The organism is Streptomyces marokkonensis (genome assembly GCF_008312835.1).
GTDB classification, from domain to species: domain Bacteria; phylum Actinomycetota; class Actinomycetes; order Streptomycetales; family Streptomycetaceae; genus Streptomyces; species Streptomyces marokkonensis_A.
The window spans coordinates 41,750-59,052 of record NZ_VSKS01000027.1; the positions used below are offsets into that span (position 1 = coordinate 41,750).

The 17,303-nt window shown below is 73.1% G+C and carries 15 protein-coding genes and 1 pseudogene; 8 read left to right on the forward strand and 8 right to left on the reverse strand.

Features of this window, described 5'->3' with window-relative positions:
- Positions 1 to 424: 424 nt before the first annotated feature.
- Positions 425 to 1,084 (reverse strand): uridine kinase family protein, encoded by a 660-nt coding sequence (locus tag F1615_RS32130; RefSeq protein ID WP_149552560.1) that lies wholly within the window; start codon positions 1,082 to 1,084, stop codon positions 425 to 427.
- Between the two features lie 200 nt (positions 1,085 to 1,284).
- Between F1615_RS32130 and F1615_RS32135 the strand changes: the two genes are divergently transcribed.
- Together F1615_RS32135 and F1615_RS32140 are read left to right on the forward strand one after the other, a co-directional pair.
- Positions 1,285 to 2,658, forward strand: a complete 1,374-nt coding sequence (locus F1615_RS32135; protein WP_149552561.1) for a peptidase C39 family protein — start codon at positions 1,285 to 1,287, stop codon at positions 2,656 to 2,658.
- Between the two features lie 141 nt (positions 2,659 to 2,799).
- Entirely contained in the window at positions 2,800 to 2,940 is a 141-nt protein-coding gene (locus tag F1615_RS32140) for an SCO1431 family membrane protein (RefSeq protein WP_149552562.1), read from the forward strand.
- An 87-nt stretch (positions 2,941 to 3,027) separates the two neighbouring features.
- Here F1615_RS32140 and F1615_RS32145 read toward each other — a convergent pair.
- A pseudogene (locus F1615_RS32145) lies at positions 3,028 to 3,466 on the reverse strand (glycosyl hydrolase family 18 protein); the annotation flags it as partial.
- 465 nt (positions 3,467 to 3,931) lie between these two features.
- On the opposite strand from F1615_RS32145, the gene F1615_RS32150 reads away from it, so the two are divergent.
- The gene (locus F1615_RS32150) at positions 3,932 to 5,104 is read left to right on the forward strand and encodes an acyl-CoA dehydrogenase family protein (RefSeq protein ID WP_149552563.1); all 1,173 of its coding nucleotides are present in this window, start codon (positions 3,932 to 3,934) and stop codon (positions 5,102 to 5,104) included.
- Between the two features lie 159 nt (positions 5,105 to 5,263).
- Here F1615_RS32150 and F1615_RS32155 read toward each other — a convergent pair whose 3' ends face one another.
- Complete coding sequence (locus F1615_RS32155) at positions 5,264 to 5,698, reverse strand: hypothetical protein (RefSeq protein ID WP_037936542.1); 435 nt, start codon at positions 5,696 to 5,698, stop codon at positions 5,264 to 5,266.
- 215 nt (positions 5,699 to 5,913) lie between these two features.
- Between F1615_RS32155 and F1615_RS32160 the strand changes: the two genes are divergently transcribed.
- The 4 genes from F1615_RS32160 to fxsA all read left to right on the forward strand — a co-directional run bounded on the left by F1615_RS32160 (position 5,914) and on the right by fxsA (position 10,284).
- Complete coding sequence (locus tag F1615_RS32160; RefSeq protein ID WP_149552564.1) at positions 5,914 to 6,354, forward strand: Lrp/AsnC family transcriptional regulator; 441 nt, start codon at positions 5,914 to 5,916, stop codon at positions 6,352 to 6,354.
- Between the two features lie 141 nt (positions 6,355 to 6,495).
- Complete coding sequence (locus F1615_RS32165; RefSeq protein WP_149552565.1) at positions 6,496 to 8,100, forward strand: amidohydrolase; 1,605 nt, start codon at positions 6,496 to 6,498, stop codon at positions 8,098 to 8,100.
- Between the two features lie 549 nt (positions 8,101 to 8,649).
- A complete protein-coding gene (locus F1615_RS32170; RefSeq protein WP_244328929.1) occupies positions 8,650 to 9,621 on the forward strand; it encodes a polyprenol monophosphomannose synthase in 972 nt (323 codons plus the stop codon).
- A 72-nt stretch (positions 9,622 to 9,693) separates the two neighbouring features.
- Positions 9,694 to 10,284 carry an FxsA family membrane protein gene (gene fxsA / locus F1615_RS32175; protein WP_149552566.1) on the forward strand — a complete coding sequence of 197 codons (591 nt, stop codon included), beginning with the start codon at positions 9,694 to 9,696 and terminating at the stop codon, positions 10,282 to 10,284.
- Between the two features lie 131 nt (positions 10,285 to 10,415).
- On the opposite strand, the gene F1615_RS32180 is transcribed toward fxsA, so the two are convergent.
- The 4 genes from F1615_RS32180 to F1615_RS32195 all read right to left on the reverse strand — a co-directional run bounded on the left by F1615_RS32180 (position 10,416) and on the right by F1615_RS32195 (position 13,899).
- On the reverse strand, positions 10,416 to 10,790 hold the full coding sequence (locus tag F1615_RS32180; RefSeq protein ID WP_003977404.1) for an RNA polymerase-binding protein RbpA: 375 nt from the start codon (positions 10,788 to 10,790) through the stop codon (positions 10,416 to 10,418).
- A gap of 278 nt (positions 10,791 to 11,068) precedes the next feature.
- A complete protein-coding gene (locus F1615_RS32185; protein WP_149552567.1) occupies positions 11,069 to 12,418 on the reverse strand; it encodes an MFS transporter in 1,350 nt (449 codons plus the stop codon).
- 51 nt (positions 12,419 to 12,469) lie between these two features.
- Positions 12,470 to 13,237: a glycerophosphodiester phosphodiesterase gene (locus tag F1615_RS32190; protein ID WP_149552568.1), complete on the reverse strand. Its 768-nt coding sequence runs from the start codon at positions 13,235 to 13,237 to the stop codon at positions 12,470 to 12,472.
- Positions 13,234 to 13,899, reverse strand: coding sequence for a YczE/YyaS/YitT family protein (locus tag F1615_RS32195; protein WP_149552569.1), 666 nt, complete (start codon positions 13,897 to 13,899; stop codon positions 13,234 to 13,236). Before F1615_RS32195 ends, F1615_RS32190 begins: the two co-directional genes overlap by 4 nt.
- 101 nt (positions 13,900 to 14,000) lie before the next feature.
- On the opposite strand from F1615_RS32195, the gene F1615_RS32200 reads away from it, so the two are divergent.
- Entirely contained in the window at positions 14,001 to 15,500 is a 1,500-nt protein-coding gene (locus tag F1615_RS32200; protein ID WP_149552570.1) for a PLP-dependent aminotransferase family protein, read from the forward strand.
- Between the two features lie 73 nt (positions 15,501 to 15,573).
- On the opposite strand, the gene F1615_RS32205 is transcribed toward F1615_RS32200, so the two are convergent.
- Positions 15,574 to 17,301, reverse strand: a complete 1,728-nt coding sequence (locus F1615_RS32205) for a hypothetical protein (RefSeq protein WP_149552571.1) — start codon at positions 17,299 to 17,301, stop codon at positions 15,574 to 15,576.
- Between the last annotated feature and the right edge of the window lie 2 nt (positions 17,302 to 17,303).

Genomic DNA, 17,303 nt, shown 5'->3' on the forward strand with positions numbered 1-17,303 from the left:
CCCCCACAAACCGTGCCCCCGTCGGTGTGCCGGCCGGCCCTCGCCCGTCGGCTCCCTGTGGTCGAACCGCTGTGCCGCGGACCGGAGTTGCAAGGTGCGCGAAGCAGCGTCCGTAGGTCGCACCGAGGGCATCGTACCTGCGGCGGCGGCGCGTCCGTAGGGTGCCGCGCACGGGGAAGAACGAGGTGGGGGAGGAGTGCGCCGGACCGCCCGGTGACCCAGGGTGATCGTCATATGCCGCTGAGCGGTCGAAAGACGCGAAGAGGGCAGAACGAAGCCCCCGATCACGGGGGAACAACCGGGGGCTTCGCGTCTGCCGGCGACTCCGGAGAGCCGCACATTGAGAACGTAAGACCTGTACGGGCCCTCGGTCAAGCAGAGTTGGGGTACTCCGGCAACTTGTCCGGGACCGCTCTTCACAGGTTCACCACAGTGCCGACGGGTCGTCACCGTGTGTGAACGGAGCAGCTGAATCATCCGTCCCGGCAGGCCCGGTGAGCAGCTCGTACCCCTCCTTGCGCTGCCGCACCAGAAGGTCCGCGAAGGGGCGTGAGGGATCGCCGGCGAAGTGCTCGCTCTCCGCGCGCACCCAGCCGTCCCAGAACTCCCGCTGCTCCTCACCGTCCCGCTCCCGGCCGCGCGACCAGGACTCCTCGCGCGGCAGGTCCATCCAGAGCAGCAGTGCCAGATGCGGGCGCAGGGCACGGCGTCCCGCGCCGACGCCCTCCACGACGATCACGGGGGCCGGCGGCAGGGGGCGGGGCGGCCCGAAGCGGCGGGCGCGCCAGTCGTAGGGGGAGTAGTGCGCGGTTTCGCCGCGGCCGAGGGGTTCGACCACCTCGCTCAGCAGCCGTCCGGTCCAGCCGAACAGCTCCTGGTGGCTGGCGACGTCGTCGAGTCGCAGCACCGGGGCGCCGTCCAGGGCCCCGGCCAGCAGGCCGGCGAAGGTCGACTTCCCGGAGCCGGCGTGTCCGTCGACGCCGACGAGCCGGACCGGGCCGCAGGAGGGGCCGAGCCGGCGGATGCGGGAGGCAAGATCGTGAATGGCTGGTTCCGGGGCAGTGGTGAGGGCGGACGGGAGCACTCTAGGCCCCGGCCCCGCGAGGCCCGCCGCGGGTCCCGCCATTGGTCGAGTCCCATGTTGGTCGGGCGCGGCACGGCCGGGGTGCTGGCAGGATCCGCCCGGCTGCGTTCATAGTTGGCGCACACCCGCTCCACCCGGCGGACGTCCACCGTCCGCGCACTGGTCCTGTCCCGACTCCGACACCTGGGGGTCCTCCACCCATGAGCAGAGCCGAACTGCCGTCCCGCAGAACCCTGCTGACCGCGGCGGTCGCCGCCACCGTCGCCGGGAGCGCGGTCCCGGCGTACGCCGGGACTCCGGCCGCCGGCGCCACCGGCGCCACGGACGGCGGGCGGGCCGCCGCCCGCACCGTCGACAACCGGGCCTGGACCTCGTACACCGACTGGCGCGGCGGCACCGCCGACGGGACCCGTGCCGTCGCCGGTGTCCGTCCCGGTCTGGTGATCGCGAGGGCCGCCGGCACCAAGGACTACACCGACCCGCACACGGGCCGCACGGCCGCCTGGGAGTACGCGACCTGGACCTCGCCCGTGCACCGTCTCGCGGTTCCGGCCACGGAGGCCATCGCCTCCTGGAACGCGCACACCCCCGTGGGCACCTGGCTCGAGGTGGAGCTGAAGGGCACGTACTCCGACGGCACGGACACCCCCTGGTACGTGATGGGCCGCTGGGCGGCCGGTGACCAGGACATCCGGCGCACCTCGGTGGACGGCCAGGGCGACGGCAGGAGCAGTGTCTGGACGGACACGTTCGCCGTCGACGACGCCGCCTCGGGCCTGCGCCTGGTCTCCTACCGGCTGCGCCTCACCCTCCACCGTCGCCCCGGCACCCGCCTCACCCCGACCGTGTGGCGGGCCGGCGCGATGGGCTCCGACGTCCCGGACCGGTTCACCGTCCCCGCCTCCACGCCCCGCCTGGCCCGCGAGCTGATCGTCCCGCGCTACTCACAGGAGATCCACAAGGGCCAGTACCCGGAGTACGACAACGGGGGCGAGGCCTGGTGCAGCCCGACCTCCTCGCAGATGATCATCGAGTACTGGGGCGGCAGGCTCACCGAGGAGCAGTTGTCCTGGGTCGACCCGTCCTACGCCGACCCGCAGATCTGCCACGCGGCCCGTTACACGTACGACTACCAGTACGCCGGCTGCGGCAACTGGCCGTTCAACGCCGCCTACGCGGCCACCTTCGAGGGCCTGCAGGGCGTCGTCACCCGTCTGCGTTCCCTCGCCGACCTGGAGACGCTGATCGCCGCGGGCATCCCGGCCATAACGTCCCAGTCCTTCCTGAAGGAGGAGCTGACCGGGGCCGGGTACGGCACCTCGGGGCATCTGATGACCGTGATCGGCTTCACCGCCGACGGCGACGTGATCGCCAACGACCCCGCCTCGGACGACAACGAGGCGGTGCGCCGCGTCTACCAGCGGCGCGAGTGGGAGAACATCTGGCTGAGGACGAAGCGGTACAACGCCTCCGGCAAGGTCGTCTCCGGCACCGGAGGGGTCTGCTACCTGTACTTCCCGGCACGTCCGACCCCGTCGCAGCGCAAGGCGCTCGCGGCGGTGGGAGTGCGCTGAGCCGGTCCGGCGGGCGGACCCCGGCCGTGCACCGGGGCCCGCCGTCGTGTGACCGATGTCTCGGCCGCGGTCGCCGCTCACGGTGGCAAGGTGGACAGGGCCGCGGGGGAGTCCACCCACCACCGAGACCAGCGAGAAGTCATGAGCGCGAACGCAGCCACCGTCACCCGTGCCCGCACCGGCGGCCCCCGGGAGGACGGACCGAAGATCCTCGAGCACGTCATGGGATGGATGCTCGTCGTGGTGCTCGCGATGCTCGTGACCCAGCTGGGACTGCTGTAGCCGCCGTGGCGGCAGAGGGCGGAGGGCCCCCGGTGGAATCCCCGCCCCCTGACCGTGCCGGGGGCTACCGGATCGCCCTGATCAGCTCCCCGTCGCCGTGCCGCCGGGCGCCGACGGTGTGACACCGGTCCGGCCGCGGCCGTAGAAGCCGATGCCGAGCAGCAGCTCGGAGGCGGGGATCCCGAGCCCCTTGAGCTTCGCGACGGTGGCCGAGCCGTCGGGGTCCGCCTTCGGGATGCCGTCGTACGCGGTCAGCGCCGAGTGCGGGGCGGTGGGCCAGGCGGCGTCGCAGGCGCCGAAGAAGTCGTACGTCATCGGGTTGTACCAGTCGACGTACGGGGCGGCGCCCGCGTGTCGGCCGCGTCGATCTTGCCGCCCGGGGTGGCGTCCGCGGTGATCGCCGCGGTGACCAGGTGCCGGAGCCGAACGTGGCGCGCAGCGCCGACATCAGGTACCGGAAGGCGTCCCGGCCGCTGGAGTCGCAGGTGGCGCCGCAGGCGTCCGGATACTCCCAGTCGATGTCGATGTCGATGCCGATGCCGATGGTGCGTTCGGCCGCCGCGCAGGAGTCACCGGCCGTACGTGCCGCCGGTGACGGCCGTTGGCGCCCCATTCGGTGAAGTGGCCGATGACCTCGGAACCGGCCGCGGCCTCCTGAGCCGAGGTCGCGGCGGTGGATGGCATCGGTGTCTCCTCGCGGGGGAGGGGAGCGCGGGTCGGTGGAGCCAAACCCTAGGAGGACTAGACCAGTTGGTCAATGGTGCGGACCAATCGTGATCGAGGAGACGTGTGGCGAAGGTATCTTGAGTAAGCGGTCGTTAACCGGTGACTCGATGCCGCCGATCGGGCATACTCACAGCGCACAGCCGCTGGTCAGCAGCTTCCGAGACCCGGGAGTGCGAGCATCGGCCAGGCACCGATACGACCCCGGCGGAGCCGCCCCCACCCAAGGCGCACGCCGATGTGCCCGAACAGGGAGGAGAGCGTCGCCATGCCCGACCGCGCCCCGCAGCCGGTGGACCGGCAACTGCCCACGGACGAGGCCCGGGATCTCATCTCGCTCGTCCGCGACGTCGCGCAGCACGAGATCGCGCCCCGGGCGGCCGAGGAGGAGGACGAGGGACGCTTCCCCCGCGAGCTCTTCACCCGGCTCTCCGGGCTGGGCCTGCTCGGCCTGCCCTACGACGCCGAGTACGGCGGCGGCGACCAGCCGTACGAGGTCTACCTCCAGGTCCTCGAAGAGCTCGCCACGGCCCGCCTCACCGTCGGCCTGGGCGTCAGCGTGCACACCCTGGCCTGTTACGCGCTCGCCGCCTTCGGGGCCAAGGAGCAGCAGGCGGAGCATCTGAACGCGATGATCGACGGCGGGCTGCTCGGCGCCTACTGCCTCTCCGAGCCCGCCTCCGGTTCGGACGCGGCCTCGCTGCGCACCAAGGCCGTCCGCGACGGCGGGGACTGGGTGATCACCGGCACCAAGGCCTGGATCACGCACGGTGGCGTCGCCGACTTCTACACCGTCATGGCCCGCACCGGAGCGGAGGGCCCGCGCGGGATCACCGCGTTCCTCGTGCCCGGTGACGCGGAAGGCGTGAGCGCCGCCGTGCCGGAGAAGAAGATGGGCATGAAGGGCTCGCCCACCGCCCAGGTCCACTTCGACGGCGTCCGGGTCCCCGACACGCGGCGCATCGGCGAGGAGGGCCAGGGTTTCGCGATCGCCCTGTCGGCGCTGGACGGCGGCCGGCTCGGCATCGCCGCCTGCGCCGTCGGCCTGGCCCAGGCGGCGCTCGACGAGGCACTCCGGTACGCGACCGAGCGGCGGCAGTTCGGCAAGCCGATCGCCGACTTCCAGGGACTGCGCTTCATGCTCGCCGACATGGCCACCCAGATCGAGGCGGGGCGCGCGCTGTACCTGGCGGCGGCCCGGCTGCGCGACGCGGGACGGCCGTTCGCCAAGCAGGCCGCCATGGCCAAGCTGCACTGCACCGACACCGCGATGCGGGTCACCACCGACGCCGTGCAGATCCTCGGCGGCTACGGCTACACGGCGGACTTCCCCGCCGAGCGCTACATGCGCGAGGCCAAGGTGCTGCAGATCGTCGAGGGCACCAATCAGATCCAGCGCATGGTCATCGCCCGCCACCTCGCGGGGCCGGAGACGCGCTGAACCGACCGGGGCCCCGCCAGGGCGCGGCGAGGCGGGTCCACTCCGGGTCGTTCCGCCCGGGCAGCGGTCACCGGCCGCCGGAACAGGGCGTGCGTTCGCGGCCGTCCCGTCACGGCGGACGAGGGTGGCGGACCCCGCCACCCTCGCACCGGGGCGTGCTCAGGCGGCGTCGCGCCGCATCACCGGGACCCTGATCGGGCGCGAGCCCGGGCCGCCGACGTGCGAGAAGGGCTGCGTGCGCCAGTCGAGTCCCTGAGGGAGCGTCAGCAGCAGGGCGGTGTCCTGCTCCTGGGGCTCGACGGACTCGTCCGCGGGCCGGGCGTCGGAGGCCCGGCGGCCGGTGCCGGCACACACCGTGAGCCCGAAGGGGTTCCACGGCGAGGCGCACAGCGCGTGCTCCGGCAGGACGTCCTCGTCCGCCAGCAGCGCGATGGGCTGCGCGCAGTCCGGGCAGATGACCCGGTACATCTCGAAGGTGTCGTACGCGTCGGGTTCGTCGTCCGGGGTGTCGGGTTCGACGTACTCCGGCTCGGGCGTGACGACCGGCTGCTGCCGCTTGGACGTGGTACGACCAAGGCGCTTAAGACTCTGCATTGGGTTCTCCCCCTCGGGCTGGGCCGTGAAGGCGCTGCGGCCTCGACCACAGCAAGCACTTCCCGTCCCCCCTGGGGCGTAATCACGAGAGCATCACGGAGACCGTTCGAAGGCTGTGGCGTTCGTCACATGCCACTCCCGGGTGCCCCGTGCGGCGACGTCACCGTCCCGCTCCGGTATCCGGGGCGATCAAGCGCACTGTAGGTTCTTGCGCCATGGAGGAGCTGGACCGACAGATCGTGCAGCTGCTCGTCAAGGACGGGCGGATGAGCTACACCGACCTGGGCAAGGCCACGGGCCTGTCCACGTCGGCCGTGCACCAGCGGGTGCGCAGGCTGGAGCAGCGTGGCGTCATCCGCGGCTATGCCGCGGTCGTCGACCCGGAGGCCGTCGGTCTGCCCATGACCGCCTTCATCTCGGTGAAACCCTTCGACCCCAGCGCCCCCGACGACATCGCGGACCGCCTCGCCGACGTGCCCGAGATCGAGGCCTGCCACAGCGTCGCGGGCGACGAGAACTACATCCTCAAAGTGCGTGTGTCCACACCGCACGAACTGGAGGAACTCCTCGCCCGCGTACGCTCCCTGGCCGGCGTCTCGACCCGCACGACGGTCGTGCTGTCCACACCGTACGAGGCTCGGCCGCCGCGCGTCTGACCCGGTCACGGCGGCCGGACGGCCGCCCGTCGCGGTGAGCGGTGCTCCCGTCCGCGGCCGGTGCTGTCCGCGGTCCGGCCCGGCCGCCGTGAGCGGGACCTGCGTGCCGGGCGGATCCCCCGACGCGCGAGACTGTGGGGCATGAGTGAACGCACCGTCCCGTCCCGCACCGTCCTGCTTCGCCGCGGAGAGGTCCACAGCCCCGCCGACCCGTTCGCGACCGCGATGGTCGTCGAGCGCGGTCAGGTCGCCTGGGTCGGCTCCGAGGGAGCCGCGGACGCCTTCGCGGACGGCGTCGACGAGGTGATCGACCTCGACGGTGCGCTGGTCACCCCGGCATTCACGGACGCGCACGTCCACACCACGGCCACCGGCCTCGCCCTCACCGGACTCGACCTGTCCGGCGCCCCCTCGCTCGAGGCCGCGCTCGCCCGCGTCCGGGAGTTCGCCGACGCCCGCCCGGACGACCGGGTGCTGCTCGGCCACGGCTGGGACGCCGCCCGCTGGCCCGGCGGCAGGCCCCCGGCCCGCGCGGAACTCGACGAGGCCACCGGCGGCCGCCCCCTCTACCTCAGCCGGATCGACGTCCACTCCGCGGTCGTCACCACCGCGCTGCTCGACCTCGTCCCCGGCGGTGTCACCCGCGAGGACCGCCCGCTCACCGGGGACGACCACCACGCGGTGCGCGCCGCCGCCCTGGGCGCGGTCACGCCGGCCCAGCGCGCCGGGGCCCAGCGCGCCGCCCTCGCCCACGCCGCGTCCCTCGGCATCGGCACGGTCCACGAGTGCGGCGGACCGGAGATCTCCTCCGAGGACGACTTCACCGGCCTGCTGCGGCTCGCCGCGGAGGAGGCCGGACCGCGCGTCGTCGGGTACTGGGCCGAACAGGACGTCCTCAAGGCCCGAGAGCTGGGCGCGGTCGGCGCCGCGGGGGACCTGTTCGCCGACGGTGCCCTCGGCTCGCACACCGCCTGCCTGCACGAGCCGTACACCGACGCCGCCCACACCGGCACCGCACACCTGGACGCCGCCGCGGTGGCCGCCCATGTCACCGACTGCACCGAGGCGGGCCTCCAGGCGGGCTTCCACGCGATCGGCGACGCAGCGGTGAGCGCCGTCGTCGACGGCGTGCGCGCCGCCGCCGAGAAGGTCGGCCTCGCCCGCGTCCGCGCCGCCCGGCACCGCGTCGAGCACGCCGAGATGCTCACCCCCGAGACCGTCGCGGCCTTCGCCGAACTGGGCCTCACCGCCTCCGTCCAGCCGGCCTTCGACGCCCTGTGGGGCGGCGAGGAGGGCATGTACGCCCGTCGCCTCGGCGCGGAGCGGGCCCGCACCCTCAACCCGTTCGCGGCGCTGCTGCGGGCCGGCGTCCCGCTCGCCTTCGGCTCCGACAGCCCGGTCACCCCCCTCGACCCCTGGGGCACGGTCCGGGCCGCGGCCTTCCACCGCACCCCGGAGCACCGCGTCTCCGTCCGCGCCGCCTTCACCGCCCACACGCGCGGCGGCTGGCGCGCCGTCGGACGCGACGACGCGGGCGTCCTCGTGCCCGGCGCACCCGCCGACTACGCCGTCTGGCGCACCGGCGAACTCGTCGTCCAGGCGCCCGACGACCGGGTGGCGCGCTGGTCGACCGACCCCCGCTCCGGCACCCCCGGCCTGCCGGACCTCACACCCGGCCGTGACCTGCCGGTCTGCCTGCGCACGGTGGTCGGCGGGCGCACGGTCTTCGTAGGGCCGGGCGAGTGATCTAGGAGGGCGGCGCGGTGACGATCATGTGCCGCGCCCCTGTCTCGCGACCTGCGCATCCTCGCCGCTGACCAGGCATTTGAACCACATCGCGCAGGTCGAACGACTGTTGACAGGCGGCCGCAGGGGGCCGGTAGGTTCGGCCGGGTCCACCACCGGACGCCCGACCGGGGAACTTCCGGCCACTCGTGTCAGCGCCGCTGGGTCAGGGACGGTGTGCCGCACCGGGGCACCGCCACTGGGAGCCAGGCTCAGCGTCGGCGCAGTACCGAGGGAACGTTCCAGCCGGTAGGGGAGGTGCGACCCCGGGTGGGGCCCGGGAGCTCAGTAGACAACGGCTTCAGGTCGATCCGCAGCCGGCGGATCCCAGGCCGGCCCGAAGGGCACCGGGCCCCCATCCGCTGCCGCACCCCGCTCCGCGGCGCGAGTGAAAGACGTATTGCTACCCGATCTTCGGTGAACGACACCACCGTACGAACGTCCGGTCACGTCGACGCGGGCCCCGACGACTATGGTGGGACCCTGCGCACAGGACATGAAGGGGCAGCAGTGAACGACGGCGACGGGACCCTCGAGGCGGGATCCCAGGGGCGGAACTCAGGCCCGCTCGGCACGGCTTTGGTGATCATCCCCACCTACAACGAGGCGGAGAACATCAAGGCGATCGTCGGCCGGGTGCGCAAGGCCGTTCCCGAGGCGCACGTTCTCGTGGCCGACGACAACAGCCCCGACGGCACCGGCAAGCTCGCCGACGAACTGGCCGCGGGTGACGACCACGTCCAGGTGCTGCACCGCAAGGGCAAGGAGGGCCTGGGCGCGGCCTACCTCGCGGGCTTCCGCTGGGGCATGGAGCACGGCTACGGCGTCCTGGTCGAGATGGACGCCGACGGATCCCACCAGCCCGAGGAACTGCCCCGTCTGCTGACCGCCCTCAAGGGGGCCGATCTGGTGCTCGGTTCGCGCTGGGTACCGGGCGGCCGGGTGGTGAACTGGCCGAAGTCCCGTGAGATCATCTCGCGCGGGGGCAGCCTCTACTCGCGCGTGGCGCTCGATCTCCCGCTGCGTGACATCACCGGCGGCTTCCGCGCCTTCCGCCGCGAGACCCTGGAAGGCCTCGGCCTGGAGGAGGTGGCCTCCCAGGGGTACTGCTTCCAGGTCGACCTGGCCCGGCGGGCCGTCAGGGCGGGCTACCACGTCGTCGAGGTGCCGATCACCTTCGTCGAGCGCGAACTCGGTGACTCCAAGATGAGCCGGGACATCCTCGTCGAGGCGCTGTGGCGGGTCACCGCGTGGGGCGTGGGGGAGCGCGTCGGCAAGGTCCTGGGCCGCGGCGACGACAAGCAGGCGGGGCCGGAGGCCGGCCGGCCGAAGCCGGACGTCGAGCAGCCCGCGCAGGACGTGAGGCATCCCGAGCCGGACGTGAAGCATCCCGAGCCGGAGGCCAAGCAGTCCGGGCGGGAGACCAAACAGTCCGAGCCGCAGGTCAGGTCCGAGCCGGAGGAGAAGCAGCCCGAGGTCTAGGGCCACCTCCGCCGGTCGGCCGCCCGTGGCCCGTTTATCCCGCACTGAGCCGGGCCCAGGCACACTGGGAGTATGACGACTGGCGCTCAGACCCCGTATCCCGTCCGGCCCCGGCGCTCCCGGCTGCGCGGCATCCTGCCGCTGGCCGTCGCCGCCTGGCTGGTTCTGGAGATCTGGCTGCTCACGATGGTCGCGGGCGCGTCGAGCGGCCTGGTGGTCTTCCTGATCCTGGTGGCCGGCCTCGTCCTCGGCTCGGTCGTCATCAAGCGGGCCGGCCGGCGGGCCTTCAAGAACCTCACCGAGACGCTGCAGCAGCAGCAGGCCGGTGCGGCACCCGAGCCCCGGCCGAACAGCGAGGGCAACGGCCTCATGATGCTGGGCGGCCTGTTGCTGATCATTCCCGGCCTCGTCTCGGACGCGCTGGGGCTGCTCCTGCTGGTGCCGCCGGTCCAGAAGGCCGTGAGCCGTTATGCCGAGCGCACCTTCGAGCGCACACTCCGCGACGCAGCGCACGGCTCCCTGGGGGACGCCTTCCAGCAGGTCCGGATCCACCGGCCCGACGGCAAGGTCGTCCAGGGCGAGGTCATCCGCGACGAGCGCGACGAGCCCGGAAGGACTCACGGGGACGCCCCGCAGGGCCCGCCCCCGCCGCTGACGCGATAGGGCGGTCCGTGCCGGGTCCCCCGGCGGAGGACAGAGCGCGGACAAGACAGGACTGTGGGCGCCGTACCAGTACGGCGCCCACAGTCCTGTCTCGCTGTGCGTTTGTGCTTACGCCCAGGTCCCCGCCGGGATCACGCCGACTTTCGGCTGTCTCGGGGGTGAACCGCGATGTTCATCGCACCGGAGCGCAGAACGGCGAGACGCTCCTCGAGGACCTCTTCGAGTTCCTCTCGGGTGCGCCGCTCCATCAGCATGTCCCAATGCGTACGCGCGGGCTTGGCCTTCTTCTCCTCCGGGCCGTCGCCGTCCACCAGGAGTGCCTGGGCACCGCAGACCTTGCACTCCCACTCCGGCGGGATCTCCGCCTCGACCGAGAAGGGCATCTCGAAGCGGTGCCCCTTCTCGCATGCGTACTCCACGGCCTGGCGCGGGGCCAGGTCGATGCCGCGGTCCGTCTCGTAGCTGGTCACCACGAGGCGCGTGCCGCGAAGAGCTCGCTCACTCATGAATCGTGCCTCCCGGGCTTGTCGCCCACAGGACAGGTGTCGCTGTCGTCGTCATCCGGTCAACGTCCGGTCGGCGGTAAAGATTCCCGTTCCGTGTCCCGTTCCGGGTCCTGCGTCGCCGTCGTAGCCGCAGCCTTGTCAACCATTGCAGTACCCACCGACGCCCGGTTTGTCACATCTGCTAACAGATGTCACACAGCGTTTCGGCATCTTTGACGCGCAGTAACGGTACGCCTGGCAGGCCAAACGCGTACACTACAGCCCTTTCGCGCCGAACGCTAAATCCGTTCGGGAACAGGATTGCCCGCGTCGGCGATCGCACGCCGCACCGGCACCCGCGCGAGCAGCACGAACCCCAGGACGAAGAAGCCCACCAACGAGATGATCGCGTCCCGGTAGCTGCCCGTGAGCTGGTACGTGAGCCCGAAAAGCAGCGGCCCGAGCCAGCTCATCCCCCGGTCGCTCAGCTCGTACGCCGAGAAGTACTCGGCCTCCTTGCCGGGCGGGACGAGGTGGGAGAAGAGCGAACGGGACAGCGCCTGGCTGCCGCCGAGGACCAGGCCGATGCCCGCGGCCAGCACGAAGAACCACACGGGGGCCCCGGCCGGCAGGAAGTATCCGGCGGCCAGGGTCACGGTCCAGGCGACCAGGGAGCCGAGGATCGTGCGTTTCGCCCCGTACCGCCGGGCCAGCCGGCCCAGCGCCAGGGCGCCCGCGACCGCCAGCACCTGCACCAGCAGCACGGCCACGATCAGCGTCGACTGTCCGAGCCCCAGTTCCTTCGAGCCGTACACCGAGGCCTGGGAGATCACGGTCTGGATGCCGTCGTTGTAGACCAGGTACGCCAGCAGGAAGGCGAGCGTCAGCGGGTGCCGGCGCATGTCGCGGACGGTCGCCGCGAGCTGCCGGAAGCCCGGCAGGGCGGCCCCCTCCCGCGCGGGAGCGCGGCGGTCGCGCAGCCGGCGCAGCGGCACCAGAGCGAACGCCCCCCACCACAGACCGGCCGACGCCAGGCAGATGCGCACCGCCATGCCCTCGGAGACACCGAAGCTGTCGTGGCCGGAATAGAGGACGAGGTTCAGGACGAGGACCAGGGCTCCGGCCGCGTAGCCGAAGGCCCACCCGCGCGAGGAGACCGCGTCGCGCTCCTCCGGCGGGGCGATCTGCGGCAGGTAGGAGTTGTAGAGCATCATCGCCACGGACTGCGCCGCGTTCGCGACGACCAGCAGCACACCGCCGAGCAGATAGCGCTCGCCGCCGAGGAAGAACATCCCCGCCGTCGCCGCGGCGCCGGTGTAGGCCGCGGCGGCGAGCAGCGGCTTCTTGCGGCCGGTGCGGTCGGCCGCCGCGCCCACCAGCGGCATCACCAGCACGGCAAGGATCACCGACAGGGAGACGGCGTACGCGAAGAACGATCCCGCGCGCACCGGTACGCCCAGCGGGTGGACGAATCCCTCCGCGTCCGCCGCCGCCTCGGCGACCGACGTCAGATAGGGGCCGAGGAACACGGTGAGCACGCTCGTGGAGTACACGGAGCAGGCCCAGTCGTAGACGTACCAGCCGCGCTGTTCGCGCCGCCGGTCGGCGGCCTCGTCGCCCGCCGGTGACCGCACGGTGTCGGTGTCCACCCGTGCCCTCGCTTCCCCGTCAACGCGCCGCGGCGACGGGGCGCGGTGGTCTCAGACCCACATGCCGCGGTCCACCATGACCTTGCGCAGTGTGTCGATGTGATCGGTCATGATGCCATCCACCCCGAGGTCCAGGAGCCGGTGCATCCGCTCGGGCTCGTTGACGGTCCACACGTGCACCTGCAGACCGCGCGCGTGGGCGGCCCGCACGAAGCGGTGGTCCACCACCCGGACGCCCGACTGCTCCTCGGGGACCTGGGCGGCGACGGCCGACCGGCGCACCGCGGCCGGCAGTCCCCAGGACCGCAGCCGCAGGTTCAGCACGCCCCGGGTGCCGTACGACGTGGCCAGCCGCGGTCCGGCCAGCCGCTGCGCGCGCAGCACACGGGCCTCGGAGAACGAGCCGAGGCAGATCCGGTCCCAGGAGCCGGTGCGCTCGACCAGGTCCAGCAGGGGCGGCAGCGCCGGTCCGGCCTTGACGTCGATGTTCCAGCGCGTCTCGGGGAAGGTCTCCAGGAGCTCCTCGAACAGGGGCACCGGTTCCTCGCCCGCCACGCGCGCGTGCGCCACGTCGCGCCACGGCAGGTCGGCGATCCGGCCCGTCCCGTCCGTCACCCGGTCCAGGGTCGCGTCGTGGAAGGCGACGAGGCGCCCGTCGCGCGTGGCGTGGACGTCGGTCTCGATGTACCGGTAGCCGGCCTCGACGGCGCACCGGAACTGCCGCACGGTGTTCTCCAGGCCGTCCGCCGCCCCGCCCCGGTGGGCGAAGGCGATCGGGCCGGGATGGTCGAGGTAGGGGTGGCGTATCCGCGGGGTCACGGACGCAGTATCGCGCGCCGCGGCGTCCCCGTGGCAACGACCGGGCTGCCGCCCGGTGCCGCGGGGACGGCGAAGACCCGCAGGAACAGCTGGGCGAGCGGACCGATCGTCACCGCGTACAGCAGGGTGCCGATGCCCACCGTGCCGCCGAGGACGAACCCCGTGACGACCACAGTGATCTCGATGGCGGTGCGGACCAGCCGGACCGACACCCCCGTGCGCCGGTTCAGGCCCGTCATCAGGCCGTCCCGGGGGCCCGGGCCGAAGCGCGCCGCGATGTACAGCCCGGTCGCCGCGCCGTTCAGCACGATGCCCGCCGCCATCAGGGGCACGCGGACGGCCATGGCGTGCGCGTCCGGCACCACGGCCAGCGTCGCGTCCATCGCCGCGCCGATCACCAGCACGTTGGAGATCGTGCCCAGGCCCGGCCGCTGCCGCAGCGGGATCCACAGCAGCAGCACCAGCGCGCCCGTGATCGTCAGCACCACGCCCATCGACAGCCCGGTCCGCTCGGACAGACCCTGGTGCAGCACGTTCCACGGCTCCAGACCGAGCCCCGACCGCACCAGCAGCGCCGAACTCGCCCCGTACAACGCCAGCCCGGCGTAGAGCTGGAACAGCCGGCGTGCGAGATGCCCGTGCCGGGCCGCGTACCTGGCCACGATGTGCCCCCCTGTGGTGAAAAGTGGACCGATGCATGACACCCTGTGGCGTGACCGGTCATGCCATCCATGGCCAATCCGGGGAAGGTGGACTGATTCTCATGGCGCAGTGGACCTCGGCAGTGGGTGCGGCACAACTCGCCCGGCTGCTCAACTCCCAGCAGGACCGGCCGGCCGGCCCCGGGACCCGCCGCCCGCCCGCCTACCGCGCGCTCGCCGACGGTGTCCGCCTGCTGGTGCTGGAAGGGCGCGTGCCGGTCGCCGCGCGCCTGCCCGCCGAGCGGGAGCTGGCCCTCGCCCTGTCCGTCAGCCGCACCACCGTCGCCGCGGCCTACGAGGCGCTGCGCGCCGAGGGCTTCCTGGAGTCACGGCGCGGTGCGGGCAGCTGGACCGCGGTGCCGGCGGGCAACCCGGTCCCCGCGCGGGGACTGGAACCGCTGCCTCCCGAGGCCCTCGGCTCGATGATCGACCTCGGCTGCGCCGCGCTCCCCGCCCCCGAACCCTGGCTCACCCGGGCGGTCCAGGGCGCCCTGGAGGAGCTCCCGCCGTATGCTCACACGCACGGCGACTATCCCGCCGGGCTGCCCGCCCTGCGGTCGATGATCGCGGACCGCTACACGGCGCGTGGCATTCCCACCATGCCGGAGCAGATCATGGTGACGACCGGCGCGATGGGCGCGATCGACGCCATCTGCCACCTCTTCGGCGGACGCGGCGAACGCATCGCCGTCGAGTCGCCGTCCTACGCCAACATCCTCCAGCTGATGCGGGAGGCCGGGGCCCGGCTCGTTCCCGTCTCCATGGCGGAGGGCCTGACCGGCTGGGACATGGACCGCTGGCGCCAGGTGCTGCGCGAGGCGGCGCCCCGCATCGCGTACGTGGTCGCCGACTTCCACAATCCGACCGGTGCGCTCGCCGACGAGGACCAGCGGCGCCGGCTGGTGGACGCGGCGCGCTCGGCGGGGACGGTACTGGTCGCGGACGAGACGATGAGCGAGCTGTGGCTCGACCCGGACGTGGACATGCCCCGCGCCGTGTGCGCGTTCGACCCGGCCGGGTCCACGGTGATCACGGTCGGCTCGGCGAGCAAGGCCTTCTGGGCCGGGATGCGCATCGGCTGGGTGCGCGCGGCCCCCGATGTGATCCGCAGCCTTGTCGCCGCCCGCGCGTACGCCGACCTGGGCACACCCGTGCTGGAGCAGCTGGCCGTGAACTGGCTGTTCGGCACGGGCGGCTGGGAGCAGGCGGTGGAGGTGCGGCGCGCCCAGGCCCGGCAGAACCGGGACGAGCTGGTGGGCGCGGTGCGGCGGGAGCTGCCCGACTGGGAGTTCGAGGTGCCGCGGGGCGGTCTCACGCTGTGGGTGCGCACCGGCGGTCTCTCCGGCTCGCGGCTCGCCGAGGCGGGGGAGCGGGTGGGCGTGCGGGTGCCGTCCGGACCGCGCTTCGGCGTCGACGGCGCGTTCGAGGGATACGTACGGCTGCCGTTCACCGTGGGCGGCGCCGTGGCCGAGGAGGCGGCGGTGCGCCTGGCCGCGGCGGCCCGCATCGTCGAGACCGGCGGTACGTCCGGCACCGAGACACCCCGCACGTTCGTGGCGTAGCCGGGGCGCGGGCACGACGTCCGGGCACGTCCCGGGACGGGTGCCCCTGGGAAGACGCCCGTCCCGCGGGCCGCTAGGAGGACGTTTCCGCGACCGCCGCCTCCTCGGGCGCCGGCCGCGCGGCGGCCGTGTCGGCCGCCGCCTGCTCCGCCGGTGCCTCGGCGGCCACCGCGCCGACGGGCACCTTCTCCGTGGTCACCTTGTCGAGGCGCACGGACACGGCGGAGACCGCCTCCGGTTCCGCGGGCTCCGGATCCAGCCGCTCCGGCTCCTCGTCCGCCGGTGTGGTCCGCGGCGGCAGCAGGTCCAGGACCGCCTGCCGGTGGGCCTCGCTGGTCGCGTCGTCGTACGGGTCCGGCGTCGCCGGCACCTGGAGGCGGTGCACCGGCCCCGCGCCCAGACGGGCGTATCCGCGCCCCGGCGGGACCTGGTCGACCGGCGTGGTGTGCGGGGGCGCTCCGAGGACGGCCTTCAGCTGCTCCGCCGTCGCGGGGCCGAGGACGACCCGCGCGCGCGTGTGCTGCCGTACCGGCTCGCCGAGGGACTCCAGGCCGTCGAACTGCTCGGCGACGACCACGGTGACGTTCGCGGGGCGCCCGTGCCGCAGCGGGACCTGGAGGAGCGACTGGGGGTCCTCGCGGCCGTCCGCGGCGGCCAGGTGGGCGAACGTGCTCGGCCGGTCCAGCAGCAGCCACAGGGGTCGCCTGGTGTCCTCCGGCGGCGGGTCGCCCGCCTGGTGGGCGCGGTTCGCGGCGATCAGCCTGCGCTCCGTCTCGTGCGCGGCCCACTCCAGACTGGTCAGCGCCCCCGTCAGCCCGCATTCGACGGCGAGCACGCCGTCCCGGCCGGTGAGGCAGGCGTACTCGCCGGTGCCGCCGCCGTCGACGATCACCACGTCTCCGTGGTGGAGGGCCTGCAGGGCGACGGAGCGCAGCAGTGTCGAGGTGCCGCTGCCCGGCTGGCCGACGGCGAGCAGGTGGGGCTCGGTGGAGCGGATGCCGGTGCGCCAGACGACGGGCGGGACGTCTCGTTGCTCCTCGCCGTGCGCGCCGTGGGTGAGCGGCAGCGTCCGCTGCACCCGGATGGGGTCGGTGAAACCGAGGACCGTCTCGCCGGGGGCGGTCACGAAGGGCTGGGCGGCGATGTCCGTGGGCAGCGGCTCGAGGACGTGGACGGTGAGCTGGTTGCCCTCCTCGTCCCACGAGAAGTGGTACTCGCGGCCGCGCCCCGACTTGGCGCCGAGCAGATGCTCGATCCGCGCCCGGGACTCCGGCTCGCCGTCGGTGAAGTAGGCGGGGTAGGCGATCACCAGGTGGGTGACGCGGCCGGCGCCGTCGAACTCGTACTCGGAGAAGGCCTTCCCCCAGTCCCCGCCGTGGGCGTACAGCGGTTCCGGGTCCTCGGCGGCGGAGAAGTACGGCACCAGGGCCTCGTAGAGCGACTTCAGGCGCTGGGCCTGAGACGCGTCGGGCCCCTCGGGCACGGAGGGGGCGCGGTCCCGGCCCTGCCAGGCCGCCGCCGCCATCAGGGTGATGACGGCGAGCAGTGGACCGTACGGCGCGAGCGCCACGACCAGCACGACCGACGCGATCAGGAAGAGCAGCGCGCCGCGCCTGTCCTTGGGTGTGCCGGCCCATCTGCGCCGCCCGGCCGAGGCCAGCCGGCGCAGACCGCGTGTGATGGTGATCAGCGGGTGGAGGACGTCCGTGGCGCTGTCGGCCGCTGCCTTGGCCAGCTCCCGGCTCCGGGCGAGCTGTGTGCTGCCGTTGCTCAGGATGCGGGGGAGGGGGCGCCGGGCCACTG